At 62.8% G+C, this 24,372-nt stretch carries 30 protein-coding genes and 1 pseudogene; 18 read left to right on the forward strand and 13 right to left on the reverse strand.

What is annotated here, in order from left to right:
* Positions 1-20 precede the first annotated feature (20 nt).
* The 3 genes from DOM66_RS02850 (at position 21) to DOM66_RS02860 (ending at position 2,333) form a co-directional block, all read left to right on the forward strand.
* On the forward strand, positions 21-938 hold the full coding sequence (locus DOM66_RS02850; protein WP_110677887.1) for a LysR family transcriptional regulator: 918 nt from the start codon (positions 21-23) through the stop codon (positions 936-938).
* 158 nt (positions 939-1,096) lie between these two features.
* The gene (locus DOM66_RS02855) at positions 1,097-2,122 is read left to right on the forward strand and encodes a YihY/virulence factor BrkB family protein (protein WP_110677884.1); all 1,026 of its coding nucleotides are present in this window, start codon (positions 1,097-1,099) and stop codon (positions 2,120-2,122) included.
* Positions 2,061-2,333 carry an acylphosphatase gene (locus tag DOM66_RS02860; RefSeq protein ID WP_110689197.1) on the forward strand — a complete coding sequence of 91 codons (273 nt, stop codon included), beginning with the start codon at positions 2,061-2,063 and terminating at the stop codon, positions 2,331-2,333. Before DOM66_RS02855 ends, DOM66_RS02860 begins: the two co-directional genes overlap by 62 nt.
* Positions 2,334-2,397: 64 nt before the next feature.
* Here the strand turns inward: DOM66_RS02860 and DOM66_RS02865 are convergent, their stop codons facing one another.
* The 3 genes from DOM66_RS02865 to DOM66_RS02875 form a co-directional block, all read right to left on the reverse strand.
* Positions 2,398-3,348, reverse strand: coding sequence for a nucleoside hydrolase (locus DOM66_RS02865; RefSeq protein ID WP_110677880.1), 951 nt, complete (start codon positions 3,346-3,348; stop codon positions 2,398-2,400).
* A 106-nt stretch (positions 3,349-3,454) separates the two neighbouring features.
* A complete protein-coding gene (locus DOM66_RS02870) occupies positions 3,455-4,375 on the reverse strand; it encodes a ribokinase (protein ID WP_110689198.1) in 921 nt (306 codons plus the stop codon).
* Positions 4,376-4,395: 20 nt separating this feature from the next.
* A complete protein-coding gene (locus DOM66_RS02875; protein ID WP_110689199.1) occupies positions 4,396-5,334 on the reverse strand; it encodes a D-2-hydroxyacid dehydrogenase in 939 nt (312 codons plus the stop codon).
* A 382-nt stretch (positions 5,335-5,716) separates the two neighbouring features.
* Between DOM66_RS02875 and DOM66_RS02880 the strand changes: the two genes are divergently transcribed.
* From DOM66_RS02880 to ruvC (DOM66_RS02890), 3 genes are all read left to right on the forward strand, one after another.
* Positions 5,717-5,995, forward strand: a complete 279-nt coding sequence (locus DOM66_RS02880; protein WP_110689200.1) for an FmdB family zinc ribbon protein — start codon at positions 5,717-5,719, stop codon at positions 5,993-5,995.
* Positions 5,996-6,024: 29 nt separating this feature from the next.
* Positions 6,025-7,806, forward strand: a complete 1,782-nt coding sequence (gene aspS / locus DOM66_RS02885) for an aspartate--tRNA ligase (protein ID WP_110689201.1) — start codon at positions 6,025-6,027, stop codon at positions 7,804-7,806.
* A 205-nt stretch (positions 7,807-8,011) separates the two neighbouring features.
* Complete coding sequence (gene ruvC / locus DOM66_RS02890) at positions 8,012-8,554, forward strand: crossover junction endodeoxyribonuclease RuvC (RefSeq protein ID WP_110677870.1); 543 nt, start codon at positions 8,012-8,014, stop codon at positions 8,552-8,554.
* Between the two features lie 194 nt (positions 8,555-8,748).
* Here the strand turns inward: ruvC (DOM66_RS02890) and DOM66_RS02895 are convergent, their stop codons facing one another.
* From DOM66_RS02895 to DOM66_RS02900, 3 genes are read right to left on the reverse strand one after another with little or no spacing between them, the layout of a single operon-like run.
* Positions 8,749-9,270 carry a hypothetical protein gene (locus tag DOM66_RS02895; protein ID WP_110689202.1) on the reverse strand — a complete coding sequence of 174 codons (522 nt, stop codon included), beginning with the start codon at positions 9,268-9,270 and terminating at the stop codon, positions 8,749-8,751.
* A complete protein-coding gene (locus DOM66_RS19440; protein ID WP_157958968.1) occupies positions 9,267-9,725 on the reverse strand; it encodes an adhesin in 459 nt (152 codons plus the stop codon). The genes DOM66_RS02895 and DOM66_RS19440 overlap by 4 nt, the downstream gene beginning before the upstream one ends.
* A 54-nt stretch (positions 9,726-9,779) precedes the next feature.
* On the reverse strand, positions 9,780-10,415 hold the full coding sequence (locus DOM66_RS02900; RefSeq protein ID WP_157958969.1) for a hypothetical protein: 636 nt from the start codon (positions 10,413-10,415) through the stop codon (positions 9,780-9,782).
* Here DOM66_RS02900 and ruvC (DOM66_RS02905) point away from each other — a divergent pair.
* Positions 10,380-10,866, forward strand: a pseudogene (ruvC, locus tag DOM66_RS02905) (crossover junction endodeoxyribonuclease RuvC). The gene DOM66_RS02900 and the pseudogene ruvC (DOM66_RS02905) overlap by 36 nt on opposite strands.
* Positions 10,867-11,001: 135 nt before the next feature.
* On the opposite strand, the gene DOM66_RS02910 reads toward ruvC (DOM66_RS02905), so the two are convergent.
* The 7 genes from DOM66_RS02910 to DOM66_RS02935 form a co-directional block, all read right to left on the reverse strand.
* Positions 11,002-11,511 (reverse strand): SMI1/KNR4 family protein, encoded by a 510-nt coding sequence (locus DOM66_RS02910; protein ID WP_157958970.1) that lies wholly within the window; start codon positions 11,509-11,511, stop codon positions 11,002-11,004.
* Positions 11,512-11,513: 2 nt separating this feature from the next.
* Positions 11,514-11,666 (reverse strand): HNH/ENDO VII family nuclease, encoded by a 153-nt coding sequence (locus DOM66_RS20055; protein WP_110689205.1) that lies wholly within the window; start codon positions 11,664-11,666, stop codon positions 11,514-11,516.
* A 178-nt stretch (positions 11,667-11,844) separates the two neighbouring features.
* On the reverse strand, positions 11,845-12,357 hold the full coding sequence (locus DOM66_RS20060; RefSeq protein WP_110689206.1) for a POTRA domain-containing protein: 513 nt from the start codon (positions 12,355-12,357) through the stop codon (positions 11,845-11,847).
* Positions 12,354-12,515, reverse strand: a complete 162-nt coding sequence (locus tag DOM66_RS19445) for a hypothetical protein (RefSeq protein WP_157958971.1) — start codon at positions 12,513-12,515, stop codon at positions 12,354-12,356. The genes DOM66_RS20060 and DOM66_RS19445 overlap by 4 nt, the downstream gene beginning before the upstream one ends.
* Before the next feature lie 410 nt (positions 12,516-12,925).
* Entirely contained in the window at positions 12,926-14,044 is a 1,119-nt protein-coding gene (zapE, locus tag DOM66_RS02925) for a cell division protein ZapE (RefSeq protein ID WP_110689207.1), read from the reverse strand.
* Positions 14,041-14,925, reverse strand: coding sequence for a carbon-nitrogen hydrolase family protein (locus DOM66_RS02930; protein ID WP_110689208.1), 885 nt, complete (start codon positions 14,923-14,925; stop codon positions 14,041-14,043). The genes zapE and DOM66_RS02930 overlap by 4 nt, the downstream gene beginning before the upstream one ends.
* On the reverse strand, positions 14,922-15,512 hold the full coding sequence (locus DOM66_RS02935) for a GNAT family N-acetyltransferase (protein ID WP_110689209.1): 591 nt from the start codon (positions 15,510-15,512) through the stop codon (positions 14,922-14,924). The genes DOM66_RS02930 and DOM66_RS02935 overlap by 4 nt, the downstream gene beginning before the upstream one ends.
* A gap of 112 nt (positions 15,513-15,624) precedes the next feature.
* Here DOM66_RS02935 and DOM66_RS02940 point away from each other — a divergent pair, with 112 nt between their 5' ends.
* From DOM66_RS02940 to DOM66_RS02990, 11 genes are all read left to right on the forward strand, one after another.
* Positions 15,625-16,023: a nuclear transport factor 2 family protein gene (locus DOM66_RS02940; RefSeq protein ID WP_110689210.1), complete on the forward strand. Its 399-nt coding sequence runs from the start codon at positions 15,625-15,627 to the stop codon at positions 16,021-16,023.
* 383 nt (positions 16,024-16,406) lie between these two features.
* Positions 16,407-17,012 carry a Holliday junction branch migration protein RuvA gene (ruvA, locus tag DOM66_RS02945; RefSeq protein WP_110689211.1) on the forward strand — a complete coding sequence of 202 codons (606 nt, stop codon included), beginning with the start codon at positions 16,407-16,409 and terminating at the stop codon, positions 17,010-17,012.
* A gap of 6 nt (positions 17,013-17,018) precedes the next feature.
* Positions 17,019-18,050 (forward strand): Holliday junction branch migration DNA helicase RuvB, encoded by a 1,032-nt coding sequence (gene ruvB, locus DOM66_RS02950; RefSeq protein WP_110677858.1) that lies wholly within the window; start codon positions 17,019-17,021, stop codon positions 18,048-18,050.
* Positions 18,047-18,457 (forward strand): tol-pal system-associated acyl-CoA thioesterase, encoded by a 411-nt coding sequence (gene ybgC / locus DOM66_RS02955; protein ID WP_280951247.1) that lies wholly within the window; start codon positions 18,047-18,049, stop codon positions 18,455-18,457. The genes ruvB and ybgC overlap by 4 nt, the downstream gene beginning before the upstream one ends.
* Before the next feature lie 25 nt (positions 18,458-18,482).
* The gene (gene tolQ, locus DOM66_RS02960; protein WP_188115125.1) at positions 18,483-19,160 is read left to right on the forward strand and encodes a protein TolQ; all 678 of its coding nucleotides are present in this window, start codon (positions 18,483-18,485) and stop codon (positions 19,158-19,160) included.
* A 14-nt stretch (positions 19,161-19,174) separates the two neighbouring features.
* Positions 19,175-19,618: a protein TolR gene (gene tolR, locus DOM66_RS02965; RefSeq protein ID WP_110677854.1), complete on the forward strand. Its 444-nt coding sequence runs from the start codon at positions 19,175-19,177 to the stop codon at positions 19,616-19,618.
* A gap of 9 nt (positions 19,619-19,627) precedes the next feature.
* Positions 19,628-20,656 carry a cell envelope integrity protein TolA gene (tolA, locus tag DOM66_RS02970; RefSeq protein WP_110677852.1) on the forward strand — a complete coding sequence of 343 codons (1,029 nt, stop codon included), beginning with the start codon at positions 19,628-19,630 and terminating at the stop codon, positions 20,654-20,656.
* 11 nt (positions 20,657-20,667) lie between these two features.
* On the forward strand, positions 20,668-21,978 hold the full coding sequence (gene tolB, locus DOM66_RS02975; RefSeq protein ID WP_110677850.1) for a Tol-Pal system beta propeller repeat protein TolB: 1,311 nt from the start codon (positions 20,668-20,670) through the stop codon (positions 21,976-21,978).
* 48 nt (positions 21,979-22,026) lie between these two features.
* Positions 22,027-22,542 (forward strand): peptidoglycan-associated lipoprotein Pal, encoded by a 516-nt coding sequence (pal, locus tag DOM66_RS02980; protein WP_110677848.1) that lies wholly within the window; start codon positions 22,027-22,029, stop codon positions 22,540-22,542.
* 18 nt (positions 22,543-22,560) lie between these two features.
* Positions 22,561-23,424: a tol-pal system protein YbgF gene (gene ybgF, locus DOM66_RS02985; RefSeq protein WP_110677846.1), complete on the forward strand. Its 864-nt coding sequence runs from the start codon at positions 22,561-22,563 to the stop codon at positions 23,422-23,424.
* 168 nt (positions 23,425-23,592) lie between these two features.
* Entirely contained in the window at positions 23,593-24,351 is a 759-nt protein-coding gene (locus DOM66_RS02990; protein WP_110677844.1) for a YciK family oxidoreductase, read from the forward strand.
* Positions 24,352-24,372: the final 21 nt, after the last annotated feature.

Below are 24,372 nucleotides of genomic sequence, written 5' to 3' on the forward strand. Positions count from 1 at the left end.
CCGATCGCCAAGGAGTCCCCTTGAACCTAGAGACCAAATGGCTGGAAGATTTCGTGGCGCTCGCCAATACGCGCAGCTTCTCCGCCTCGGCGCGCCAGCGCCACGTGACCCAGCCCGCCTTCAGCCGCCGCATCCGCTCACTGGAGCAGGCGATCGGCGCGACCCTCGTCGACCGTTCGACCACGCCGGTCAGCCTGACCCCGGAAGGGCAGCTGTTCCTGGTGACGGCGCGCAACATGGTCGAGCAGCTCAACGACAGCCTGGCTCATCTGCGCGGCCTGGCGATGGACAACGAGGCGCTCGATATCGTCGCCGCTCACTCCCTGGCGCTGGCCTTCTACCCGCAGTGGATCTCGCGGCTGCAGAAGGGCGTAGGCGAGTTGCCCACGCGGCTGGTGGCGATGAACGTGGGGGATGCCATCCACGTCCTGCGTGAGGGTAATTGCGATCTGATGCTGGCCTATCACGACCCCTACGCCACCATGCAGCTGGATGCCGAGATCTTCCCGTCATTTTCGATCGGACAGGTCAAGATGCTGCCGGTGAGCGTGCCCAAGGCCAACGGCGAGGCCAAGTTCTCGTTCGACAACGAGGGCTCGATCCCGTTTCTCGCCTATACCCAGGGCGCCTTCCTCGGCCGCAGCGTGCGCATGTTGCTGAAGAACGAACCCGCGCGCATGCGTCTCAAGACGGTCTATGAAACCGCCATGGCGGAGGGGCTGAAAGGGATGGCGCTACAGGGGGTGGGGCTGGCCTGGATTCCCGATTTCTGCATTCGCGAAGAGCTGGCCAACGGCAAGCTGGTGCGCGCTGCCGGCGAGAGCTGGGACATTCCGCTGGAGATTCGCCTCTACCGCTGCTCGCTGGTCCACAAGCCCGGCGTCGAGAAACTGTGGAAGCGCATGATGAAGTTGCCGAGCGACTTTCTGCGCGCCTGATCGGGGACCGGACACACGCCCGGAGCGCACTGGGCTGCTAGACTGGCGAAACGAGAGCCGTGCTTGGCGCATGACGATTGTGTGGGCGCGGGCCGGGCAGGGTGGTGACGCGACGCCGAGGGGCCCACGACGACGAGACGGGAAAGGATGCCGTGACGATGGTGAAGATCGCCCAGTACTGGTTCAACGTGATTCGCGACTCGATCAAGCTATGGCTCGATCGCAACGCCTTCAGCTACGCCGGTTCGCTGGCGTTCTACACCCTGTTCTCTCTCGCGCCCACGGTGATCATCGCGGTCACCGTGGTGGGGCTGTGGCTGGGCGAGGACGCCGCCCGCGGCGAGATCGTCGCCCGCCTGCAGGATACTCTCGGCCCTTCTGCGGCCAAGGCGATCGAGGATGCCGTCGCGCAGTCGAGCATTCAGGCGTCGGGGATTCTGCCCACCGTGGCCGGTTTCGTGACCCTGCTGATCGGCGCGACCACTGTCTTCGGCCAGATGCAGTTCTCCCTCAACACCATCTGGGGTGTGGCGCCCAATCCCGATCGCAACAGCCTTTGGCTGTTCGCCAAGAAGCGGCTGCTGTCGCTGGCGGTGGTACTGGCGATCGGCTTCGTGCTGCTGGTGTCGCTGGTGCTCGGGATCATCGTCCAGGCTACCTTCAGCTATGCCGGCGACTGGGTGCCGGGCAGCAAGATGCTGCTCGAGCTGGCGCAGTTCGCGCTCTCGCTCGCCGTGGTCACGCTGTTCTTCGCCGCCATCTTCAAGGTGCTGCCGGACGTGGTGCTCTCCTACCGTGACGTCTTTCTCGGCGCCCTGGTCACCGCGGTGCTGTTCATGCTGGGGCGCAACGCGATCGCCGCCTATCTCGCCCACACCGCCACGGCGTCCACCTACGGCGCCGCGGGGTCGGTGGTCCTGGTGCTGCTGTGGGTCTACTACTCGTCGCTGATCCTGCTCTACGGCGCCGCCTTCACGCGTACCCATGTGGTCTCGAAGGGCCGCCGGGTGATTCCACGCAACACCGCGGTTCTGGTGCGCCACGAGGTGCTGCGCAAGGAGACCGTGGAGCAGGAAGCACCACCAACGCCAATGCGCAAGCAGGAGCAGGAGGAGACTTCACATGACCAAGCGCACGATTCGAGCCCGGGTGAGCGGCCACGTGCAGGGCGTGGGCTATCGTGAGTTCGTGCGCCGCCACGCCGAGCGCTGGGGGCTCACGGGGCACGCGATCAATCAGGACGATGGCGCTGTCGAGGTGGTCGCCCGCGGCGAGGCCACCGCCATCGCCGAGCTGATCGATCTGCTGTGGGAAGGTCCACCGGCGGCGGACGTGATCGAGGTGAGCGTAGATGAGGCCACGCTGATCGCACCGGCGAGTTTCACCACCGGCTGAAGGCGCGCCAGCCAGCGCCCGTCTGGACGACGGGCGCCGGCTGCGAGCCTTGGAACGTGGGCGTTCAGGCGCCGGCGGTCAGGGTCTCGACGATCCACTCGACCACGGCCGGGCCGTCGGCGCCCATGCAGACTTCGACGGTGGCGTCGCGCGTCCAGCGCGCATCCACGAACGCCCGCGCCTGCGGGGCCAGAATCGTCTGCCCCTCGGCCAGCCCTTCGGTCACCACACTGAGCGTGCCACGGGTGGTGGTGAACAAGTCCGGGCGCAGCAGCCAGGCCAGGGCACAGCTGTCGTGGGGGCAGCAGCCATCGATGCCCAGCGCCTGCTGATAGAATGTGCGATAGAAAGCGTAGCTCTCTCCCAGTACCCGCCCCAGCTTGCCTTGGGCCTCGACGATACGCGCCATGCTGTCAGGATCGAGGACACAGCGGTGGGTCGCGTCGAGACCGACCAGCGTCAGCGGCCAGCGCGCCTCCAGGACCGCCTTGGCAGCGTGCGGGTCGTTGAAGATATTGGCCTCGGCGACCGGTGTCACGTTGCCGCCCTCGCGGATCGAGCCCCCCATCACCACCACCTGCTTGACCTTGTCCACCAGCGAGGGGTCGAGCTGCAGCGCCGCGGCGAGGTTGCCCAGCGGCCCGACCGCCACCAGCACCACCTCACCCGGACGGGCATTGACCTGCTCGACGATGAACTGCGGGGCGCTCTGGGGCAGCGCTTGGGTGCTGATCTCGGGCAGGGCGATGTTGCCCAGGCCGTTGTCGCCGTGGATATGCCCCGGCGGTGGGTTCTTGGGCTTGACCATGGGCGTGGCGGCGCCCTGGGCCACGGGGATCTGCTGCCCGCCCAGCTCGGCCAGCAGCAGGGCGTTGTGGGTCGCGACCTCGATGGTGACGTTGCCGAACGTGGTCGTCATCCCCAGCAGCTCGATCTCCGGGTGGGCCAGGGCGATGGCGATGGCCTGGGCGTCGTCGACACCCGGGTCGGTGTCGAAAATGATGGGCGTGGTCATGCTCTCTCTCTGTCTCGATGTCTCACGTTGTCGCCTTCTCGCGCTCCGAAGAGCGGTGATCAGCGACAAGGGTTCGGCCCCGGCGACCGATGCCGGGGCCACGGAGTCAGGTGCGCTCGACGCTCAGCGGCGGCAGGCTCTCGAGGGCCGCCTCGACCGCGTCGGCCAGCGGGATGCTGGGCGCCGCGCCGGCCTGCTGAACGCATAGGGCCGAGGCGGCGCTGGCCAGGCGCATCGCCTGTTCGATATCGTCGCCGCGCTGGCGTGCAGCCATGAAGTAGCCGATGAAGGTATCACCGGCCGCGGTGGTATCCACCGCCTCGACCGCATGGGCCGAGGCGCGGATCTGCTCGCCAGCGAGCTGATGGCAGACGCCGTCGCGCCCCAGGGTGAGCACGACCTCTACCTCCGGCAGGCGCTCGGCCAGGGCCGCGAGCAGGGTATCGACGTCGCTGTCCGCCTCTTTCTCGACCAGCGCCGCAGCCTCGCCGCGGTTGAGAAACAGGATACGGCACAGTGACAGCGGCAGGGCGGCCACTTCGGCACTCAGCGGCGCCGGATTGAAGGCGATCGCCAGGCCGCGCTCGCTGGCTAGACGAATGATGCGCTCGGCGGCGTTGCACTCGTTCTGCATCAGCAGCCAGCTGTCGTCGTCAGCAGCGCCAATGAGCGCCTCGAGATGCTTGTCGCTGAAGCCGTGGTTGGCGCCGGGGTAGAGGATGATCGCGTTCTCGGCCTGGTCGTCGACCTGAATCAGGGCGTGGCCGCTGGCATCGGCGGTCAGCTCCACGTGGGCGGTATCGACGCCCGCCTTGCTGAGAGGTTCCAGCGCCCAGCGATCGGCCTGGCCCAGGCGCCCCCAGTGGGTCACCTTGCCGCCGGCGCGGGCCAGGGCCAGCGACTGGTTGGCGCCCTTGCCGCCGAGCACCTGACGAAAGCCGGTACTGGACAGGGTCTCTCCGGGGCGCACCAGGTGCGGCACGCGATAGACGTAGTCGATATTGATCGAGCCGTAGTTGTAGATCATGGATAACTCACTGCTGGAGATCAGGGGCAACGCCGCCAGGCGCGAAGGTTGTCGGCGGTCAGTGTCACCACGCGCTGGCGCGCCTCGGGGCTGATCCAGGCGTTGTGCGGGGTGACGATGAGATTGAGTGGCTCGTGCAACGCTTCGAGCAGGGCATGGCCGTCACGCGGCGGCTCGCTCGGCAGACTATCGACGGCGAGTCCACCCAGCTGGCCCTGGCGCAGGGCGTCGAGTGCAGCGTGCTCGTCGATGATACCGCCGCGGGCACAGTTGATCAGCAACGCCTCGGGCTTCATTGCCGCCAACGCCTGGATATCGATGAGGCCGCGGGTGGCCTCGGTCAGCGGGCAGTGCAGGCTGAGCACATCCAGCTCGCCCAGCAGCGTGGCGAGCGCAGGGCGCGTGTCGTTGGCTTCGTTGCCGGGGCGGGCGGCGAAGGTCACACGCATGCCGAAAGCTTCACCCAGCCGGGCCACCGCGGAGCCCAGCTCGCCGCTGCCGACGATCACCAGGTGCTTGTCGGCGAGCTGCAGCGTGGGCTGATCGAGCAGGCAGAAAATCTCGCTGCGCTGCCAGGCACCGTCGCGCAGCGCGGACTGATAGTGCGGCAGGCGGGCGGCCAGCGCCAGCATCAGCATCAGGGTGTGCTGAGCGACGCTGGCGGTACCGTAGGCGGTGACGTTGCGCACGGCGATGCCACGCCGCTCGGCGGCTTTCATGTCGATGTTGTTGGTGCCCGTGGCGAGCACGCAGATCAGCGCCAGATCGGGCAGGGCGTCGATCAGCTCGGCGTCGATCACCACCTTGTTGACCAGCGCCACCTGGGCGCCGGCAAGGCGCTCGCGGCGCTCCTCGGGGGCGGTCAGCGCGTGGACCTCGAGATCGTCGACCAGTGCTCGAAGGGGGCTCAGATCGATATCGTCACCGAGTGATGCGGCGTCCAGAAGAACGGCTTTCATGCAGGCTTCCTCTCTCCAGCGTGCTGGCCCCGTGCCACCCGCTCGGGCCGGGGCCGCGGTCGCCACGTCGCGGCGGGCGACAGCGATTTCCTGAGCCGGTAATATTGCCCGCGACCGGCTGCTGCGCGCTATACTATGCGGCTTTCGAACACGGCTTGGAAAGGGCGCGCGGCAGTGCGTATCGATCCCGGCTTGGAAAGCCCGCGCGGCGTCCCTATTTGTCTGTTGTCCGGTTTGTTGCCTGGACGAGTGTCTGGCCTCCCGGATGACTGTCTGGACGGACGTACGGGGTGCAGCGGTGGCGCAGCGTGAGCATCGAGGCAGCGACGCCGTTGCGACGTGGCGCGAATCGATCGCGCATCTTTGAGAGAGTGACACGACCATGCCCATCTACGAGTACGAGTGCAAAGCCTGCGGCCATCGTCTGGAGAAGCTCCAGAAGATCAGCGCCGCGCCCTTGACCGACTGCCCTGCCTGCGCCGAGCCGACGCTGTCGCGCCTGGTGTCGGCTGCCGGGTTCCGGCTCGCGGGTGGCGGCTGGTACGAGACCGATTTCAAGTCGGGCAGCAAGAAGAACCTCGCCGGTGACAGCGGCAGCAAGCCGGCATCGAGTGAGGGCGGCAGCGCCAAGCCTGCCGGTGAGAGCAAGGCCTCGGCCTGAGCCATAGCATTCATAACACAGGATCCCACATGCGCAGTCATTATTGCGGCCAGTTGAACGAGTCATTGATCGATCAAGAAGTCACGCTTTGCGGGTGGGTGCATCGCCGCCGCGATCACGGTGGGGTCATCTTCCTCGATATGCGCGATCGAGACGGTGTCGCTCAGGTGGTGGTGGATCCCGATACGGCGGAGGCCTTTGCCACCGCCGATCGCGCGCGCAGCGAATACGTGCTGCGGATTCGCGGGCGTATTCGCCTGCGTCCGGAAGGCACCCAGAATCCCAACATGCCCACGGGCATGATCGAAGTGCTGGCCAAGGACGTGGAGGTGCTCAACACTGCCGCCACGCCGCCGTTCCAGCTCGACGAGCATGGCAAGGTCGGCGAAGAGGTCCGCCTCAAGTATCGCTATGTCGATCTGCGCCGTCCGGAGATGATCGAGAAGCTGCGTCTGCGCTCGCGGATCACCCACAGCGTGCGTGCCTATCTGGAGGGTGAGGGCTTTCTCGACATCGAGACCCCGATCCTGACCCGCGCCACCCCTGAAGGTGCCCGCGACTACCTGGTGCCGAGCCGTACCCACGAAGGCCACTTCTTCGCGTTGCCGCAGTCGCCCCAGCTGTTCAAGCAGTTGCTGATGGTCTCGGGCTTCGATCGCTACTATCAGATCGCCAAGTGCTTCCGCGACGAGGATCTGCGCGCCGATCGCCAGCCCGAGTTCACTCAGATCGATATCGAGGCGTCGTTCATCGAAGAGCGCGACATCATGGGTATCACCGAAACCATGGTGCGTCAGCTGTTCCAAGACGTGCTCGACGTGGCGCTCCCCGAGTTCCCGCGCATGCCCTACAGCGAGGCGATGCAGCGCTACGGCTCGGACAAGCCGGATCTGCGTATCCCGCTGGAGCTGGTCGATGTAGATGACCTGATGCAGTCGGTCGACTTCAAGGTCTTCTCCGGCCCGGCCAAGGCCGAAGACGGCCGCGTCGCCGCGCTCAAGGTCAGCGGCGGGGCCAAGCTCTCGCGCAAGGAGATCGACGACTATACCAAGTTCGTGGGTATCTACGGTGCCAAGGGCCTGGCCTGGATCAAGGTCAACGAGCGTGCCAAGGGGCTCGACGGGCTGCAGTCGCCGATCGTCAAGTTCATGGAAGGCGTGATCGAGGAGCTGCTCGACCGCGTGGGCGCGGAGGACGGCGATATCGTCTTCTTCGGCGCCGACAAGACGCGTGTGGTCAACGAGGCGCTGGGCGCGCTGCGCGTCAAGCTGGGCGAAGACCTCGACCTCTACACCGCCGACTGGGCACCGCTGTGGGTGGTCGATTTCCCCATGTTCGAAGCCGACGACAACGGCCGCCTGGCCGCGCTGCACCATCCGTTCACCGCGCCTTCCTGCTCGCCGGACGCGCTCAAGGCCTCGCCGGCCACGGCGCTGTCGCGGGCCTATGACATGGTGCTCAACGGCACCGAACTGGGTGGCGGCTCGATCCGTATCCACGACCAGGAGATGCAGCGTGTGGTCTTCGACGTGCTCGGCATCGGCAAGGAAGAGGCGGAAGAGAAGTTCGGCTTCCTGCTCGACGCGCTCAAGTTCGGCGCGCCGCCCCACGGTGGCCTGGCCTTCGGCCTCGACCGTCTGGTGATGCTGATGACCGGTTCGCGCACCATTCGCGACGTCATCGCCTTCCCCAAGACCCAGAGCGCCGCGGACCTGATGACCGACGCCCCGGGCGAGGTGAGCAAGGAGCAGCTGCGCGACCTGCACATCCGCCTGCGTCCCAAGGCCAAGCCGGAGAGCGCCGGCGAATAACGTCGCTCTGCGTTCAGCGTGATCGGAACCGGCGCCCCGCGAGGCGCCGGTTCTTTTATGTAGGGTGAGGGGATAGTCTGCCGAAGACACCCCTACGGCGCGCTCCTGGCGTATCGTACAGCCCCGTCGAGCAGAAAGGTCGAGCAAGCATGAAGCGCATGACTGAGCCAACGATGATCATCCGCACGACACCGGAGCCGAGACGATGATGCTGCTGGGGATCGACCCGGGCTCGCGGATTACCGGCTACGGCGTGATCGATATCAGCGACACGCGGCCGCGCTACGTCGCCAGCGGCTGCATTCGCATCTCTGGTGACGACCTGGCGCAGAAACTGGCCCAGGTCTATGCCGGGGTTGCCGAGCTGATCGGGCTCTATCGGCCCCAGGAGTTCGCCATCGAACGCGTGTTCATGGCCAAGAATCCGGACTCCGCGCTCAAGCTGGGCCAAGCCCGCGGCACCGCAATCGTGTGTGCCGCCAATCACGGTATCCCGGTGCACGAATACGCCGCACGCCAGATCAAGCAGGCGGTCACGGGCACCGGCGGCGCCGAAAAGGCCCAAGTCCAGCATATGGTGACCGCACTACTCACGCTGGACGCGTCTCCCCCCGAGGACGCCGCAGACGCGCTGGCCATCGCGCTCACCCACGCCTACGCGCGTCAGGGACTGGTGGCGACCAGCAGCCGCCGGCGTAGCAGCGGTAGCGCCGGCCGCAACCGCTGGCGCGACTTCAGACCGGAGTGAGCGAGTTAATTTGAAATTGGCTGATTTTTGTATTCTTCTGAAAATCTATGCATCTATTGTTAGACAATATTTGCCGGCTTCTTGGTCTTTCGCAAAATATAAAAATGACAGGGGGTTGTGTTTTTAGGTTGCTCTAAGCTGGGCAGATGGAAGCACCAGCATAAAGCCGGTGTCATGTGAATTTTTTAGATCTATCAATTGTATGTAGCGTTTTGCCGAAGCCAAAATGGAGAGTCGTTTAAGCCGAGCTCTTCATACTCACTTAAAGGTCTTTTTGTCTCCAAGATAAAATGTGGCATATTGGAGATAAGTATTCTAACTGGTTGGTAGATCCCAAATTCGTTGAAAAATGAAATTGCCGAGTCTTTTGCTTTTGAAAATAGATCGAAATATCTATAAAAAATAGCATCCAAGGTGTCTAGCTTTGAATCGAGCCATGTTATTTCATCATTAGCCTGCAAGCGTTCGTTCCACTCAATAGCAGATCCTGGTAGGGTGGAAAATATTTCTCTCACCCTCTCCATTAGTGAAAAAGCCGGTTCTAGGTCATCCTGTCGCAAATATCTCCTATATAGTCGATCCGTCAATAAGCTCCAGTTTTTTTGAGGTTGTTGATTTGCGACAAAAGTGTTAAGACAGTCAAAAAACAATACGACGTCCGATGCTGGTCCTAATTCATACAATGTATGGCCGCCATCAAAGCCTATTTTTCTCATTTTGTCTTAAACCTTATATCTGTGGGGTTTATTAGTCCGTCTGACTTTTTTACAATGCTTTTGATTACTGCATTTCTCTGTGCCTCCGTTACAGCCTGGCCTCTTATGTCAATAACTATTTGCTGTTGCATGCCGCGGGGTAGGTTCTCTGCGCGTTGTGTTATTTGCTTTGATACATCGTTGACCAATCCCCTTTGGTTAGTCTCGATTCTATAGTTTTTAACTTCAATGCTGCACCCGCTGCCAATACACCAATCTGGGCGTACACTACCTGCCGTGCCGTAGTGTACCTCACGACGATTTTTGTAGCTTACTTTAGGGCGGCCAACTGAGCCAAGCTCCGTTCCTATATTAATTTCCGACTGCTTATGGGGGGTAAGAGAGCTTTTATGCCCAATTTCCCCTAGTACTGACAAGGCAGCAGGCGATACGATCAACGCTTGTTCATCGTTCAAGCCGTACTTTTGTTTGAATTCTTTGGCACAAGCCCCGCTTGGGAAATCACATCTTCAGCTTCTGTATACTGCAGGGGTATTGCGCCAGCGTCTAGGCTTATTCGCCAAGGCTACCTTGTAGCCAGCCAGGTGCCCAGACAGCCTTTTCAGCTCTTTTCGAGCCTTGTTACTGTCTCTTATCTGTGTCTGGTATCGTTCATGGCATTCGTCTGCATTGGTAGCGCAGATAGCAATCAATTCATCTTGCTGGGCGAGGCTTATTTTGCGGTACTTCTCCTGCACTTCGTTGCAATTTTTGTTTGCTTTGCTTTGCTTTGCTTTGCATTGCAAGGACTCCTTGAGTAATTCTGCGATCTGCTCGTGTTTCAGGAAATCGTAGCGATGCACCCGCTCGCCACTATCTGCACCGCTGTAGGCGCCCTTGGCGTCGCCGGTGAAGACGGCGCCGGCAACGCCGCCGAGCAGGCGGGCAATCTGGGCCTGTTTATTGGCGTAGCGGTTCCACTGTTCGGGGGCGAGGGCATCGTTGCCCATGCTGGTGGCCATCACTTCCGCGGCGAGTGCACCGGCGACGGCGCCTTTGGCGCTGCCGCGACCGATCTCGGCGGCCAGCCCGGCGAGTGCCGAGTGGGAAATGGCCTCGTAGCCACACCAGTGCGACCGCGCCGCCTGCGAGGTGAGTGTATTCATGCGCACAGCGCCCAATTTCTATATCCGGTGACGACCTGGCGCCGAAACTGGCCCAAGTCTATGCCGGGGTTTCTGAGCTGATCGGGCTCTACCGGCCCCAGGAGTTCGCCATCGAACGCGTGTTCATGGCCAAGGAGCCGGACTCCGCACTCAAGCCGGGGCAGGTCCGCGGCACCGTAATCGTGTGTGCCGTCAATCACGGCATCCCGGTGCACGAATACGCCGCACGCCAGATCAAGCAGGCGGTCATGGGCACCGGTGGCGCCGAGAAGGCCCAAGTCCAGCATATGGTAACGGCGCTACTCACACTGGATGCTTTACCCCCCCTGAGGACGCCGCCATCGCGCTCACCCACGCTTACGCGCGTCAGGGACTGGTGGCGACCAGCGGTCGCCGGCGCAGCGGCGGTAGCACTGGCCGCAATCGTTGGCGCGACTTCAGGTCGGAGTAGTAACACCAAACCTACTATGGCTAAATTTGGCTTCAGACGGGGGGATATGAAGATATGTTATCATGAGCCTCATTTTTCCAATGAGGCTCATGGTTTTTTGAGCTATAAACCGGCTCTATTCTGTAATGGCTTTAATTAAGGCTCGGATATTGTCCTTAAAAAGAACTCCCCGAAATCCTCTGCGATCAATTCAATCGTGCCATCTATTCCGTACTCAAACACCTCTCCCTCTTGGTCAGAGTTTTCAAGATGTGTGTCGATGGCACAGTATGTGCCATCTCCATTTGCATATATTATAAAGAGGTTTTCGGGTAGCCCCTGTTTACGTTCTTTCAAGGTGATCCAGGCTCCATCTGGTATTCCAGAGTTTTCGAAGTCGGTGCTGATTATCCCGTAAAACTCATGACCATATATGTCTCCGTATCCTAGGTTTTTAAGGAAAGCGCAGTAGGTGGGTGGAAATTTTATCCCTAACTTCTTCTGTACCGCTAAGATGACACTTTCGTCTATTCCTCCAATGAAGTCACCTTCATTATTTTCTACAATTTTTAGTGCGGCATCGAAATCTCTCATTGTCATTTTTTGCGACCTGTAAGGCTCTTGCCTCTCTCTCCAGTATTTTGAAATCCAGCTTGAAATTTTCACGATCAATACCTGAATGGTATTCGACTGGAGTTGATGTGTATGACTCCATGGCTTTTCTGATGAAATATTTGCGTCATCTCAGCCATGGCTCCTTTCTGCTTTTGAGTTAAATGGTGAAGATTTGCTGTCTTTCCGTCAGACTCAATAGGTGCCAATCCTTTCTACATCCTTTACGAATTTGTGTTACCTGTCATGTCAGTCTGTTTGGGTTTTGTCAGATCGTTTCGTTGACATGTTTTATTCACATTGAGATTTACAGGTTCTTTAGACCAGAACCTCCTCTCTTGCCTAAATCTCAACCCGGCATCGGCTATACGAGTGGGAGCTTTAACGCTAATCCCACGCTTGCCAGGCCCGACCGCGCCCACTGCAGTTACGACAGTAACCAAGACATCGATAATTAAGGTTTTCCGAGTGTTCGGAAGACCTGGCTCCTTGAGTGCGGCGGAGGCATACCATGCCTTGCTCGAGGGCGCGTAGGTTCAGGACGCTTCCTTTGGCATGCGGAAAGATCATCTTGAGCCCGCGCGATTGCTGTCCGTCCAGCGTGATGGATTCGATGCGCCCCTCTTCGGCTTGCGGGCGCAACGTGCCGCCGCTGACGTCCTGCTCGGGGAGGTGCACGAGGGATGTCACATAGCCCTGTTCGATGTAGGCATTGCTGGCACTGTGCGCTAGCGCTTGCATCTGGCTCAGGCTGAGACATTTTCCCTTCAAAGGGTGGGTCAGTGCCCGTCGGCGAGCGCTAGACAGGTGGTGGGCGTCGTACCACTCGAAGTTTTCGATTAAGAAGCAGGGCGTAGCCTGTTCAGGTGCCCTTGTTTCGGGCTCTGGCGAGATCTTCATACCCCGCTGTAGCGCTTCGCTTCCTCGAGCAGCGATTGTTGACGCTCACGCTGGATATCGAGGTCCAGCGAGGTAGTCGGGCGTGTCTGACCCAGACACACGCCAATGAGGGCCGGTGATATCAGCAGGGCCAACAAGAGTGCGCGCACAGGCGTCATGGGATAGTCCCAAAGAGCGCGCTGTGAAAGGCGGGCAATGCTACCGCTCACCTCTAAAGATCGGAAGTCAATGTTAGTTCGCCGGTATATTTGTAATGATTTGCTTCTGATTGTGTATATGCCAGCTTGGCGCGTTGGGCAAGTATTTTCGATTCGATTCGGCTCGGTATCGAATGCGCGGAATCAGTAGGGCAGTACTTCGACTGGCAGGCCAACGGGGCGTTGGTGATCACAATGAAGGGCGCTGGGCAGCCGGAGGCGGCACTCATAGGAAGAGAAGGCCACGCCGTTGGGTTTGCCGGTATGGTGGCGGCACCCTGTACAACTTGTTGCAAGGCACCAGCCAGAACGCGCAATCCAGTGGCGACGGCATCTCCATCAGCGTCAGCGGCGAGTTGCAAATGCTGCTGCTATGAACGGCCGAAGCGCTCCAGCTGCATCTCGCGCAAACGGCTGAGCGTGCGGCGAAAGGCAAACTCGAGGTAGCCCTGGGTATACAGCTCATCCAGTGCGACCTCGGCCTCGATATACAGCGGCACGCGGCGGTCGTAGCACTCGTCGACCAGGGCGATGAAGCGGCGCACCGCATCGTCGTTGAGTGACAGTGCCGGCAGCTGTCGATCCCCGGCGTCGATCCGCTCGGCGCCATCCTCGGTGCCTCGGGCGATGCGACCCTCGCGTGGCTCGCCGCCCAGGCGCGGTACCTCGCCGAGCAGGATGGCCGGGAAACGCTGGCACAGCTCGATGAAATCCACCGCGGCCAAGGGCCGTTGGCACAGGTCGTCGAAGCGGCACCACAGCGCTGCTGGGCTGTGAGCGAGGTTGGCGATGTGCCGATGGTTCAGATCGACCGGCTCATGACTCACCTGCTGATTGTCGCTCAAGCGGGCGAACAGCTCGCTCAAGACCTGCGGCTGCCGCACCCAGTAGCGCTGTACCTCGGCGCCGGGGTGCAGCCGATGATCCTGGTCGCCATCCACGGCCACCACCTGCATGTGCGCTTCGAGCGCGGCGATGGCCGGCAGGAAACGCTCGCGGTTGAAACCATCGGCATAAAGCTGATCCGGCGGCTGGTTTGAGGTGGCCACCAGCACCACGTTCTGCGCAACCACCAGGCTGAGCAGTCGCCCCAGCAGCATGGCATCGCCGATATCGCTGACGAACAGTTCGTCGAAGCACAGCACGCGTACCTCGCGCCCCAACTCCTCGGCCAGCAGGCGCAGCGGGTCGGCATTGCCGGTCAGCTCGAACTGACGCCGATGCACCCACTGCATGAAGTGATGGAAGTGCTGGCGCCGCGCTGGCACGCGCAGGGCGTTGTAGAAGCTGTCCATCAACCAGGTCTTGCCGCGCCCCACCGGCCCCCAGAGGTAAACGCCGGATGGGCATTCACCGCGATGCACGGCATCAAAGCAGCGCTGCAATGCCTCGACCGTGCGCCGCTGGGCGGCATCGACGACGAAGCCGGCAGCGAGGGAGCGTTCGTAGGCGGCCAAGGGTGAATCGGGAACTCCTTGCTGGGCGTTCATCGCAGCACCAGCCGGCCGTCGTCGAACTGCTTCGGCCAGTCGCGGCGGATGAATACCTGGCCCGCCTCACGCACGCGGCGCACCTCGGCCAGATCCAGCTCGGCGATCAGCCAGCGGCTGTGCGTGGGGCACGTCGCTTCGCTCTCGGCGATTACGCCATTGGGCGGCATGCCGTAGTCCGGGGGCACGTAGAGCGCGGCGCGACCGATGTTCTCGTCCAGTGCGGGCGACCAGGGCGCCAGGCCCACCGTGGGCGACTGCAGCACGGCGATCTGGTTCTCCAGGGCACGCGCCTGGGCGCCGATGCGCACACGATAGAAGCCGGCCTCGGTGTCTGTACAACTGGGTGTCAGGATCAGATCCACACCGGCCTCGGCCAGGGTGCGCGCCAGCAGTGGGAACTCGTTGTCATAGCAGATCAGGATGCCCAGCTTGCCCAGCGCCGTATCGAACACCTTGAGCCCGCTGCCAGCGGCTATCTGCCACTGCTCTTGCTCGAAGCGGGTCATCATCAGCTTGTCCTGGCTGCCCAGGCAGCCGTCCGGGCCGAACAGCCAGGCGCGATTGCGGTAGAGGCCGTCATCATCCCGCACGGCCACCGAGCCGGGTTGCAGGTAGATCTTCAGCCGTCGTGCCAGGCTTTCACACAGCGCCAGCCAGCGCGGCAGCAGCGGCTGGATGCCGGCGATGGAGCCATGTAGATCGTTGCGCTCGGCTTCTGGCAACTGGCCGCTCAGCACCAGCCCGGCGTATTCCGGCAACAGCAGCAACTCGGCGCCCTGCGCGGCGGCCTCCTCGCACAACCCGGTCAGCTGTGCTGCGTAAGCGTCCCAGCTCGTCAGCAGATCGATGTGATATTGGCAGGCGGCAACCTTGATCATGCGGTGAGTTCCTTGAGCCAGAACGACATGGGCTTGGCCGACGCCTCGGCTTCGTCCAGATCCCGCCAATGATACTGGGTATGCAGTTCGGGATGATGGCGATAGCCCCGGCGCGCCCAGAAGTCGTCCAGCGGCTGATAATCTGTGGGGCGGCGCGGATGGCCGGCGGGGCGCTGCACGGCGCAGAAGGCGCACCAGTCGAAGCGGCCCAGCTGGCGCGCATGGGCCTCGCGCTCGGCAAAGAAACGCACGCCCAGACCTCGCCCGCGCCAGGCAGGCAAGACCACCGACTCGGCGCAGTAGAAGATACGCGCTGGGTCCCAGCCCGCGGTAAGGAAGGGGTGCTGGAATTCTACGGTTTCATCGGCCAGCGGCAGCGCCGTGGAAGCGCCGACTACCCGGCCTTCGTCCCGCACCAGCACGCACAGACTGCTTTCACTGCGTACATAGGTGTCGAGGTATTCGGCCTCATAGTCGAGGCTGCCGTCGTAGAGGTAGGGGAATTCGCGGAAGACCGTGATCCGCAAATGCGCCAGAGCTTCGACATGGGGCGCGATCTGCGGCCCCTGGAGCAGTTCAATGTCCATCTGGAGTCGTTCGTCAGCAGCAGGGTGACGCCGGCGGCTATGCCGGCTGGAAGGCGCGAACTTATCATGCGATCCAAGCAACCACTAACCACGCTACGCAAGGAACTTAGCCATGACCGCCACCGAACTGGTTCAGGCCTACTACGCTGCCTTCAACGCTGGCGACATGCCCGCCTTCCTCGACCTGCTGGACGAGGATGTGGTGCACGACATCAACCAGGGGGAGCGCCAGGTCGGCAAAGCCACCTTCGCCGCCTTCATGGACAAGATGAACCGCTGCTACCGCGAGCGCCTGGCCGACATTGTGGTGATGCAGAACGCCGCCGGTGATCGCGCCGCCGCCGAATTCGTGGTGCACGGTGAGTACCTGGCCGATGACGAAGGCCTGCCACCGGCCAACGGCCAGACCTACGTGCTGCCTGCCGGCGCCTTCTTCGAGATCAGCAATGGCAAGGTGGCGCGCATCAGCAACTACTACAACCTCCATGACTGGGTGGCGCAGGTGGGCTGAATAGCGTTTGCCAAGGGGGCGAGCCTGTCAGCAGCTCGGCTCCCCGCAAGAGGTCCTACCCGTTCAGCGAACCCAGTGCAGCTCACGTTGCTCGGCAGCACCGGCCAGCGCATGCCGTGGGCATCCTTTCTGCGCATAGAGGAGGGTGACCACGGTGTGCCACGCCTGAGGTCATCGAACATGCGCACGTAGATCTCCATCTGGCCGATGTGCTGATGGGGCAGCTGGCCGTGTTCTCGATCGCAGCTCACGAAGCCCTTGCCGAACGCGACCGTCAGCCCATCGGCCAGCAGCGGCGAGTGGGTTAGGCCCCGTGCAGCAGCTAGTCAGCCGATTCGGCGATGCGTATAGTGGACGCCGTCACGGAAAGGACGTTGAATGGAATGATTGGACGCCTGCACGGCACCCTGCTGGAAAAGCTCCCTCCCTGGATCGTGGTCGATGTCCACGGCGTCGGTTACGAACTCGAAACCTCGATGACGACACTGGTCGCGCTACCCGCCGTGGGCGAGGAGGTCCGCCTCTATACCCACCTGAGCGTGCGCGAGGACGCGCATCTGCTCTACGGTTTCGGGCGTGACGAGGAGCGCCAGCTGTTTCGCGCGCTGATCAAGGTCAACGGCGTGGGGCCGAAACTTGCCCTGGCGATTCTCTCCGGCATGGAGCGTGACGCCTTCGTCGGCTGCGTCATGGAGGGCGACAGCAAGGCGTTGACCAAACTGCCGGGCGTGGGCAAGAAGACCGCCGATCGGTTGATCGTCGAGATGCGCGATCGCTTCCCCCACTGGCAGGAAGAGCAGGGGGCGCTGCTGGACGCGGCAAGCCACGCCGTGGTCAAGCCGCAGGACCCGTTCGCCGATGCCGAGGCGGCGCTGGTATCACTGGGCTACAAGCCGACCGAGGCGTCGCGCATGCTCTCGGGGCTCGACGAGGGCCTGCCCACCGAAGCCCTGATCAAGTCGGCGCTGGCGCGCCAGATGGCCGGGTAAGGCGACATGATCGAACCAGATCGTCTCATCGAAGCCTCGCCGAGACAGGGCGAGCAACAGGCCGATCATGCCATTCGGCCGCGCCGGCTGGGCGACTATATCGGCCAGCCGCGGGTGCGCGAGCAGATGGATATCTTCATCTCGGCGGCGCGCAATCGCGGTGACTCCCTCGATCATACTCTGGTCTTCGGCCCGCCCGGGCTGGGCAAGACCACGCTCGCCAATATCATCGCCGCGGAGATGGAGGTCGATATCAAGTCGACCTCGGGGCCGGTGCTGGAGCGTGCCGGCGATCTCGCCGCCATGCTGACCAACCTGCAGCCGGGCGACGTGCTCTTCATCGACGAGATCCACCGTCTGTCGGCCGCGGTCGAGGAGGTGCTCTATCCGGCGATGGAGGATTTCCAGCTCGACATCATGATCGGCGATGGACCCGCGGCGCGGTCTATCAAGCTCGACCTGCCTCCGTTCACGCTGGTTGGCGCCACCACTCGCGCGGGGCTGCTGACCTCGCCGCTGCGCGATCGCTTCGGCATCGTCCAGCGCCTGGAGTTCTATGCCATCGACGAGCTGAGCGAAATCGTCGCCCGCTCGGCGCGGCTGCTCGGGGTGACTGCCGATGCCCAGGGCGCCCGCGAGATTGCGCGGCGCGCCCGCGGCACACCGCGTATCGCCAATCGTCTACTCCGGCGCGTGCGCGATTTCGCCGAAGTGAAGGGCGACGGCACGCTGAGTGCGGAGATCGCCGATCAGGCCCTGAACATGCTCAACGTCGACAGTCACGGCCTCGATCACATGGATCGCCGGCTGCTGCTGGCGATGATCGAGAAGTTCGACGGCGGGCCGGTGGGGGTAGACAGCCTGGCGGCGGCGATCAGCGAGGAGCGCGACACCATCGAGGATGTCATCGAGCCCTATCTGATCCAGCAGGGGCTCATGATGCGCACCGCCCGGGGGCGGGTGGTGACCCGCTCGGCCTATACCCACTTCGGCCTGGCGGTGCATGATCAGGCGCCCGAGGGAGGCGAGAGCGGGTGAGTGAATTTCATCTGCCGCTCAAGGTATACATCGAAGATACCGACGCCGGCGGCATCGTATACTACGTTAACTACCTGAAATTCATGGAGCGTGCCCGCAGCGAGTGGCTGAATGCTCAGGGCTTTGCCCAGCGTGAGCTGCTCGAACAGGGCGTACAACTGGTGGTCCATAGCCTCAGTTGCCGCTATGCACGTCCGGCGCGGCTCGACGATCGGCTGGAAGTGAGCGCCGCCGTCGAGAAGCTTGCCGCCTGCTCGGTGCGATTCACCCAGGCGGTACGGCATCGCGGGGAAACATTATGCGAAGCGGTGGTCGATATAGCATGCGTCGACGCGCAGCACCTGAAACCCAGGCGGTGGCCCGCAGCGCTTCGCGCGGTGCTGACGCCAGACATTCAAAGCCAGTGATTCGAGGATTCACGTGAACGACTCCATGTCCATCCCCCATCTGATCATGAACGCCAGCCTGGTCGTCCAGGTGGTCATGCTGCTGCTGCTGGCCGCTTCCGTCGCCTCCTGGGTGGTGATCTTCCAGCGCAGCTTTGCATTGGCGCGGGCCAAGAAGGCGCAGCGCGAGTTCGACGAGCGCTTCTGGTCCGGCATCGATCTCAACGAGCTCTACCAGGATGTGCCGGAGAACCACGACGCCCAGGGTGCCGAACATGTCTTCCGCGCCGGCTTTCGCGAGTTCAACCGGCTGATGCCCAAGACCCGCAGCAGCGAGGCGGTGCTCGATGGCGTGCAGCGCTCGCAGCGTGTGGCACTGTCGCGGGAAGAGGATCGTCTCAACGCCAATCTGACGCTGCTGGCCACGGTGGCCTCGGCGAGCCCCTACATCGGCCTGTTCGGCACCGTTTGGGGCATCATGGGATCGTTCCAGAGTCTCTCCATGGCCCAGCAGGCCACGCTCTCCACGGTTGCGCCGTGGATCGCCGAGGCGCTGGTGGCAACCGCCATGGGTCTGTTCGCGGCCATCCCCGCGGTGATCTTCTACAACCGTCTCTCTTCCATCGCCAGCCGTCTGCTCGGCGAGTACGAAGATTTCGCCGAAGAGTTCCACTCGATCCTGCATCGCAATCTGCAGGGTCGCGGCAACAGTCAGTCGGCCTGAGCCGGAGGTGAGTCATGGGTGGACCCTATAGCCGACATCAGCGGCGCAAGCCGATGGGCGAAATCAACGTCGTGCCCTTTATCGACGTCATGCTGGTGCTGTTGGTGATCTTCATGATCACCGCACCCATGCTGACCCAGGGCGTCAAGGTCGATCTGCCGCAGGTCACCTCGGAGCCCATCGATACTCAGGAGCAAGAGCCGATCATCGTCTCCGTCGACAGCAAAGGTGAGTACTACATCTCACTGGGTGACAAGGACAAACCGGTGACCCTGCAGACCGTGGGTGATCAGGTCGTGGCGATTCTCGAGCGCAAGCCCAACACGCCGGTCATGGTGCGGGGCGACAAGAACGCTTCCTACGGTCAGGTGGTGACGTTGATGAGCACGTTGCAGATGGCCGGCGTGGCGAACGTCGGATTGATTTCCGAACCGCCCTCGGGTGACAACAAGGGGTAAGGAGTCAGCATGGCGAAGCGAACGCGCCGTGTCGGCTACGGCTTGCCCGTTGTCCTGGCGATCGGGGTGCACATTGTGGCCCTGCTGTTGACGATGCTGCGCCTGCCGGAGAGCGAGCCGATCCCGAGCTCCTCGTCGGTGGTGCAGGCGACGCTGGTCAGCGATGTGACCGCGACCGACAAGGCTCAATACGCCAAGGAGGCCAAAGCGCGTACTGCCAAGCGTCAGGCCGAGGAGGCCGCGCAGCAGGCCGCCGAGCAGCAGGCGCAGGAAGCTGCCCGCGAACAGGCCGAACAGCAGGCCGCCCAGGCACAAGCCGAACAGCAGGCAGCGGCCGACGCCGCCCGGGCCGAGGCCCAGCGGCGTCAGCAGGCGGCCGAACAGGCAGCCGCGGAGCGTGCCGAAGCGGCACGTCAGCAGAAGGCCGCAGAAGCCGAGCAGCAGCGGCAGGTGCAGGTCCAGAAGCAGAAGGCCGAGGCAGCCAAGAAACAGGCCGAAGCGGAAAAACAGCGTCAGGCCGAAGAGGCCAAGAAGCAAGCCGAGGCGGAGAAGAAACGCGAGGCGGAAGAGGCCAGGAAGAAGGCTGAAGCAGAGAAGAAGCGCAAGGCGGAAGAAGCCAAGAAGAAGGCGGCTGCGGAGGCCAAGAAAAAGGCCGAAGCGGCAGCCAAGGCGGCGAGCCAGAATGCGCTCAACGATTCGATTGCCAACGAGCAGGAGCGCATCGCCAACGCTCAGCAGTCGAACCAGGCTTCCAACAGCTTCATCAACCTGGTCAAGAGTGCGGTCGAGGCGCAGTGGCACTTGCCGCCCAATGCCGATGGCGCGCTGGTGACACAGGTGCGGGTGCGGCTGGGGCCGTCGGGGGAGCTGCTCGCGGCGACCGTGACGCGCAGCAGCGGCAACCCCAGTTTCGACCGCTCGGCGACGCAGGCGGTAGAGGCGGCGGCACCGTTCCGTGAGCTGCAGCAGCTGGATGCCGGACTGCAGCGACGGTTCCGCGATTTCAATCTCAAGTTCACACCCGGGGATATACAGTGATGAAACAACGGATGTCTCAAAGCTTGCGACGACTGGCGGCTGCCTGGCTGGCCTCGCTCGTCGCGCTGTGTCTGACGGCGAACGCCCAGGCTCAGAATCTCACCATCGAGATCAACCGCGGCAGCGACCAGGCGATTCCGATTGCCGTCGTGCCGTTCGAGTCCCAGGCGCCGGGCGGGCTGCCCCAGGATGTGGCACAGATCGTCAGCGACGACCTCGAGCACAGCGGCCAGTTCGATCCGCTCAGCCGCAGTGCGCTGATCTCGCTGCCGAGCAGCAGCAAGGACGTGTTCTACGATGACTGGAAGCGCGTCAACGCGCGTTATCTGGTGGTCGGCAAGATCGAGCCCCAGGGTAGCGACTATCGCATCCAGTACGAACTGATGGACGTTGCCGGTGGCAAGCGCATGCTCGGCGAAACGCTGACTTCCAGCGCCAGCGATCTACGTGCCAGCGCCCACTACATCAGCGACCAGATCTTCGAAGCGATCACCGGTATTCGCGGTGCCTTCTCGACCCGTATCGCCTATGTCGCTGCCTCGGGCAGCGGTGACAACGCGCGCTATGCGCTCTACGTCGCCGACGCCGATGGCCACAACGCCCAGCAGATTCTGTCTTCCGACGATCCGCTCCTGTCGCCGGCCTGGTCGCCGGATGGCACCAAACTGGCCTACGTCTCCTTCGAGTCCGGCAACTCCGCCATCTATGTGCAGAACGTGGCCACCGGCGAGCGCCTGCGCCTGACCTCTTTCCCCGGTATCAACGGTGCCCCGGCGTGGTCGCCGGACGGACGTAAGATGGCGATGTCACTGTCCAAGGATGGCCAGCCGGAGATCTACGTGATGGATCTGGCCTCGCGCCAGCTCACTCGGCTGACCAACAACCGCGCCATCGAGACCGAGCCCGACTGGTCGCCGGACGGGCGCTCGCTGATCTTTACCTCCGACCGTAGCGGGGCGCCCCAGCTCTATCGCATGCCAGCCAGTGGCGGTCAGGCAGAGCGGGTCACCTTTACGGGCAGCTACAACTCTGACGGGCGTTTTTCGCCGGACGGTAAAACGCTGTTCATGATCACCCGTGACGATACCGGTTTTCATGTCGCAAAACAGGATCTGGACACCAGCCGTGTAACAGTCTTGACTGATACACGATGGGATGAATCACCCAGTGTCGCGCCGAACGGCGCCATGGTAATCTTCGCTACCCAGCAAGGGTCGCAAGGGGTGCTGGGGGCAGTCTCTTCAGATGGACGCGCGTCCTTCCGACTGCCCTCGCAACAAGGTGACGTGCGGGAACCCGCATGGTCGCCATATTTGAACTAAACGACGAAAGTCGACAGTGTCATTCGACATCTGAGCAAGGAGATGACAATGCAATTCAAGACTTACGCCAAGACGCTAACGGTCGCGCTGTCACTGGCAGTGGTCGCGGGCTGTTCTAGCAGCGGCGGCACCCAGGAAGGGAACATGGATGGCACCTCCGGTAACATGTCCGGTCAGGGCATGACTTCCGGCCAGGGCGCAAACGGTTCGCAGATGAACGCCAACCAGCAGCGTCCCAGCGTCGACACGATCTACTTCGCGTTCGACAGCGACGAAATCCGCCCGGAATTCGAGTCCGTCCTGCGCGGTCACGCTCAGTACCTGATGGCCAACCCGAGCGTCAACGTGACGCTGCAAGGCTACGCCGACGAGCGCGGCACGCGTGAATACAACCTGGGCCTCGGCGAGCGTCGTGCGCAGTCGGTCGAGCAGTACCTGACCGTCCAGGGCGTGTCCCCGTCGCAGATCTCCATTGTCAGCTACGGTGAAGAGCGTCCTGCCGTTCAGGGCCACACCGAAGAAGCCTACGCGAAGAATCGTCGCGTCGTGTTCGACTACAAGTAATAGTCGACGGAGATCAGCATGAAACACGGTCTGAAAAGACTGTGCGGCGCGGGAGCCCTGGTGCTCCCGCTGTCCGTATGGGCTCAGCAGCCGGTCGTGGATGACCTCACGGGTCAGTCGTCGGGCGGTTTCTACAGTCAGACGCAGGCCCGCGAAAGCGGCGGCGGCACCCTGACGATCCTCAACGAATTGCAGGACAACCGCCAGCAGATACAGCAGCTGCGCGGCCAGGTCGAGGAGCTGCGCTATCAGCTGGAGCAGCTGAAGCAGCAGACTCAGAAGCAGTATCTCGATCTCGATGACCGTCTCTCGGGTAGCGGGAGCGGCAGTAGCGGTGACATGTCGAGTGGCAGCGTCGATAGCGGCGCGGCGAGCCAGGTTGCCGGAAACAGTGGGGCCGGAAATAGCGGTGCCGCGGGCAGCGGTGCTGGAGACAGCAGCGCCGGTGCAGCCAGTGCGACGACCGCTGACAGCGGTGGCAGCGCGCCGGCAGCGGGTGGTAGCGGCGATGGCCGCGACGCCTACCAGGCTGCATTCCAGCAGGTACAGGCGCGGCAGTTCGACGCCGCCGTCAGTTCGTTCAAACGCTTCATCGCCGATTACCCGCAGTCGAGCCTGATCCCCAATGCCCACTACTGGCTCGGCGAACTCTACTCGGCGCAGTCGCAGCTCGACGCCGCCGCCAAGGCCTTCAATACCGTCATCGACGATTACCCGCAGAGCAGCAAGGTGCCCGATGCGCTCTACAAGCTGGGTCTGTTGAAGGCACGCCAGGGCGATACCTCGGGCAGCCGCGAACTGCTCAAGCGCGTGCAGAGCGACTACCCTGACAGTAGCGCGGCGCAGATGGCGAAGGACTTCCTCAATCAGTTGGGCAACTGAGACTGAAGCTGAGCGAGGGATAGAGACAGGACGCGAGACCGCGTCCCGTCCAGCCGGATGAGGGCCGACCACCAAAGGCGGTCGGCCTCAGCGCGTTGTGGCTGACGCCCACGCTGCTGGCGTGGAGAAGACGATGCTCTAGTACCACCCGCACAGGAGGAGGTGAGCATGCCTTGCCAAAGCGACTATCAGCCGCCCGTGGACCTGCTCGCGGGGAAGGTGATTCTGGTGACCGGGGCGAGCGCCGGCATCGGTCGCGCAGCGGCCATGGCCTACGCCCGGCACGGTGCCACCGTGGTGCTGCTGGGGCGTAGCCTGAGCCGGCTGGAGACGGTCTATGACGCGATCGAGGCGGCCAAGGCGCCGCAGCCGGCGATCTTCCCGCTCAATCTCGAAAGTGCCACGGCGCAGGATTTCGGCGTCGTCGCGGCCAAGCTCGAGCAGGCCTTCGGGCGTCTCGACGGCCTATTGCACAACGCCAGCATGCTGGGGGAGCGCAAGTCGGTCGCGGCCTCCGATCTCGAGGTGTGGGCGCGGGTGATGCAGGTCAACTTCACCGCCAGTCTCGGTTTGACCCAGGCCTTGTTGCCGCTGCTCGAAGCGTCCACCAACGCCTCGGTGGTGTTCACCTCGTCCAGCGTGGGGCGGCGCGGGCGCGCCGAGTGGGGTGCCTACTCGACCTCCAAGTTCGCCACCGAGGGCCTGATGCAGATTCTCGCCGACGAGTATCGCGACTCGACGCTGCGCTTCAATTCGATCAACCCCGGTGGCACGCGCACCGCCATGCGGCGCGCGGCCTACCCCCAGGAAGATCCGCAGCGGGTTCCCACACCGGAGTCGATCATGCCCACCTATCTCTGGCTGATGGGCCGCGACAGCCGCGGCACCACCGGCGAAGCCTTCGACGCCCAACCGCCGCGGCAGTGAGCCGCGGCGGTGGCCAGGCGT

Origin of the sequence: Salinicola endophyticus (genome assembly GCF_003206575.1) — a bacterium.
Classification (GTDB): domain Bacteria; phylum Pseudomonadota; class Gammaproteobacteria; order Pseudomonadales; family Halomonadaceae; genus Salinicola; species Salinicola endophyticus.

Bases quoted from the DNA above. Each gene is read 5' to 3' on its own strand.
- DOM66_RS02855 (WP_110677884.1), top strand. From the start codon at position 1,097: ATGGTGAAGATCGCCCAGTACTGGTTCAACGTGATTCGCGACTCGATC.
- DOM66_RS02860 (WP_110689197.1), top strand. From the start codon at position 2,061: ATGACCAAGCGCACGATTCGAGCCCGGGTGAGCGGCCACGTGCAGGGC.
- DOM66_RS02865 (WP_110677880.1), bottom strand. From the start codon at position 3,348: ATGACCACGCCCATCATTTTCGACACCGACCCGGGTGTCGACGACGCC.
- DOM66_RS02870 (WP_110689198.1), bottom strand. From the start codon at position 4,375: ATGATCTACAACTACGGCTCGATCAATATCGACTACGTCTATCGCGTG.
- DOM66_RS02875 (WP_110689199.1), bottom strand. From the start codon at position 5,334: ATGAAAGCCGTTCTTCTGGACGCCGCATCACTCGGTGACGATATCGAT.
- DOM66_RS02880 (WP_110689200.1), top strand. From the start codon at position 5,717: ATGCCCATCTACGAGTACGAGTGCAAAGCCTGCGGCCATCGTCTGGAG.
- aspS (WP_110689201.1), top strand. From the start codon at position 6,025: ATGCGCAGTCATTATTGCGGCCAGTTGAACGAGTCATTGATCGATCAA.
- ruvC (WP_110677870.1), top strand. From the start codon at position 8,012: ATGATGCTGCTGGGGATCGACCCGGGCTCGCGGATTACCGGCTACGGC.
- DOM66_RS02895 (WP_110689202.1), bottom strand. From the start codon at position 9,270: ATGAGAAAAATAGGCTTTGATGGCGGCCATACATTGTATGAATTAGGA.
- DOM66_RS02900 (WP_157958969.1), bottom strand. From the start codon at position 10,415: ATGAATACACTCACCTCGCAGGCGGCGCGGTCGCACTGGTGTGGCTAC.
- DOM66_RS20060 (WP_110689206.1), bottom strand. From the start codon at position 12,357: ATGAAGATCTCGCCAGAGCCCGAAACAAGGGCACCTGAACAGGCTACG.
- DOM66_RS19445 (WP_157958971.1), bottom strand. From the start codon at position 12,515: ATGACGCCTGTGCGCGCACTCTTGTTGGCCCTGCTGATATCACCGGCC.
- zapE (WP_110689207.1), bottom strand. From the start codon at position 14,044: ATGAACGCCCAGCAAGGAGTTCCCGATTCACCCTTGGCCGCCTACGAA.
- DOM66_RS02930 (WP_110689208.1), bottom strand. From the start codon at position 14,925: ATGATCAAGGTTGCCGCCTGCCAATATCACATCGATCTGCTGACGAGC.
- DOM66_RS02935 (WP_110689209.1), bottom strand. From the start codon at position 15,512: ATGGACATTGAACTGCTCCAGGGGCCGCAGATCGCGCCCCATGTCGAA.
- DOM66_RS02940 (WP_110689210.1), top strand. From the start codon at position 15,625: ATGACCGCCACCGAACTGGTTCAGGCCTACTACGCTGCCTTCAACGCT.
- ruvA (WP_110689211.1), top strand. From the start codon at position 16,407: ATGATTGGACGCCTGCACGGCACCCTGCTGGAAAAGCTCCCTCCCTGG.
- ruvB (WP_110677858.1), top strand. From the start codon at position 17,019: ATGATCGAACCAGATCGTCTCATCGAAGCCTCGCCGAGACAGGGCGAG.
- tolQ (WP_188115125.1), top strand. From the start codon at position 18,483: ATGTCCATCCCCCATCTGATCATGAACGCCAGCCTGGTCGTCCAGGTG.
- tolR (WP_110677854.1), top strand. From the start codon at position 19,175: ATGGGTGGACCCTATAGCCGACATCAGCGGCGCAAGCCGATGGGCGAA.
- tolA (WP_110677852.1), top strand. From the start codon at position 19,628: ATGGCGAAGCGAACGCGCCGTGTCGGCTACGGCTTGCCCGTTGTCCTG.
- tolB (WP_110677850.1), top strand. From the start codon at position 20,668: ATGTCTCAAAGCTTGCGACGACTGGCGGCTGCCTGGCTGGCCTCGCTC.
- pal (WP_110677848.1), top strand. From the start codon at position 22,027: ATGCAATTCAAGACTTACGCCAAGACGCTAACGGTCGCGCTGTCACTG.
- ybgF (WP_110677846.1), top strand. From the start codon at position 22,561: ATGAAACACGGTCTGAAAAGACTGTGCGGCGCGGGAGCCCTGGTGCTC.
- DOM66_RS02990 (WP_110677844.1), top strand. From the start codon at position 23,593: ATGCCTTGCCAAAGCGACTATCAGCCGCCCGTGGACCTGCTCGCGGGG.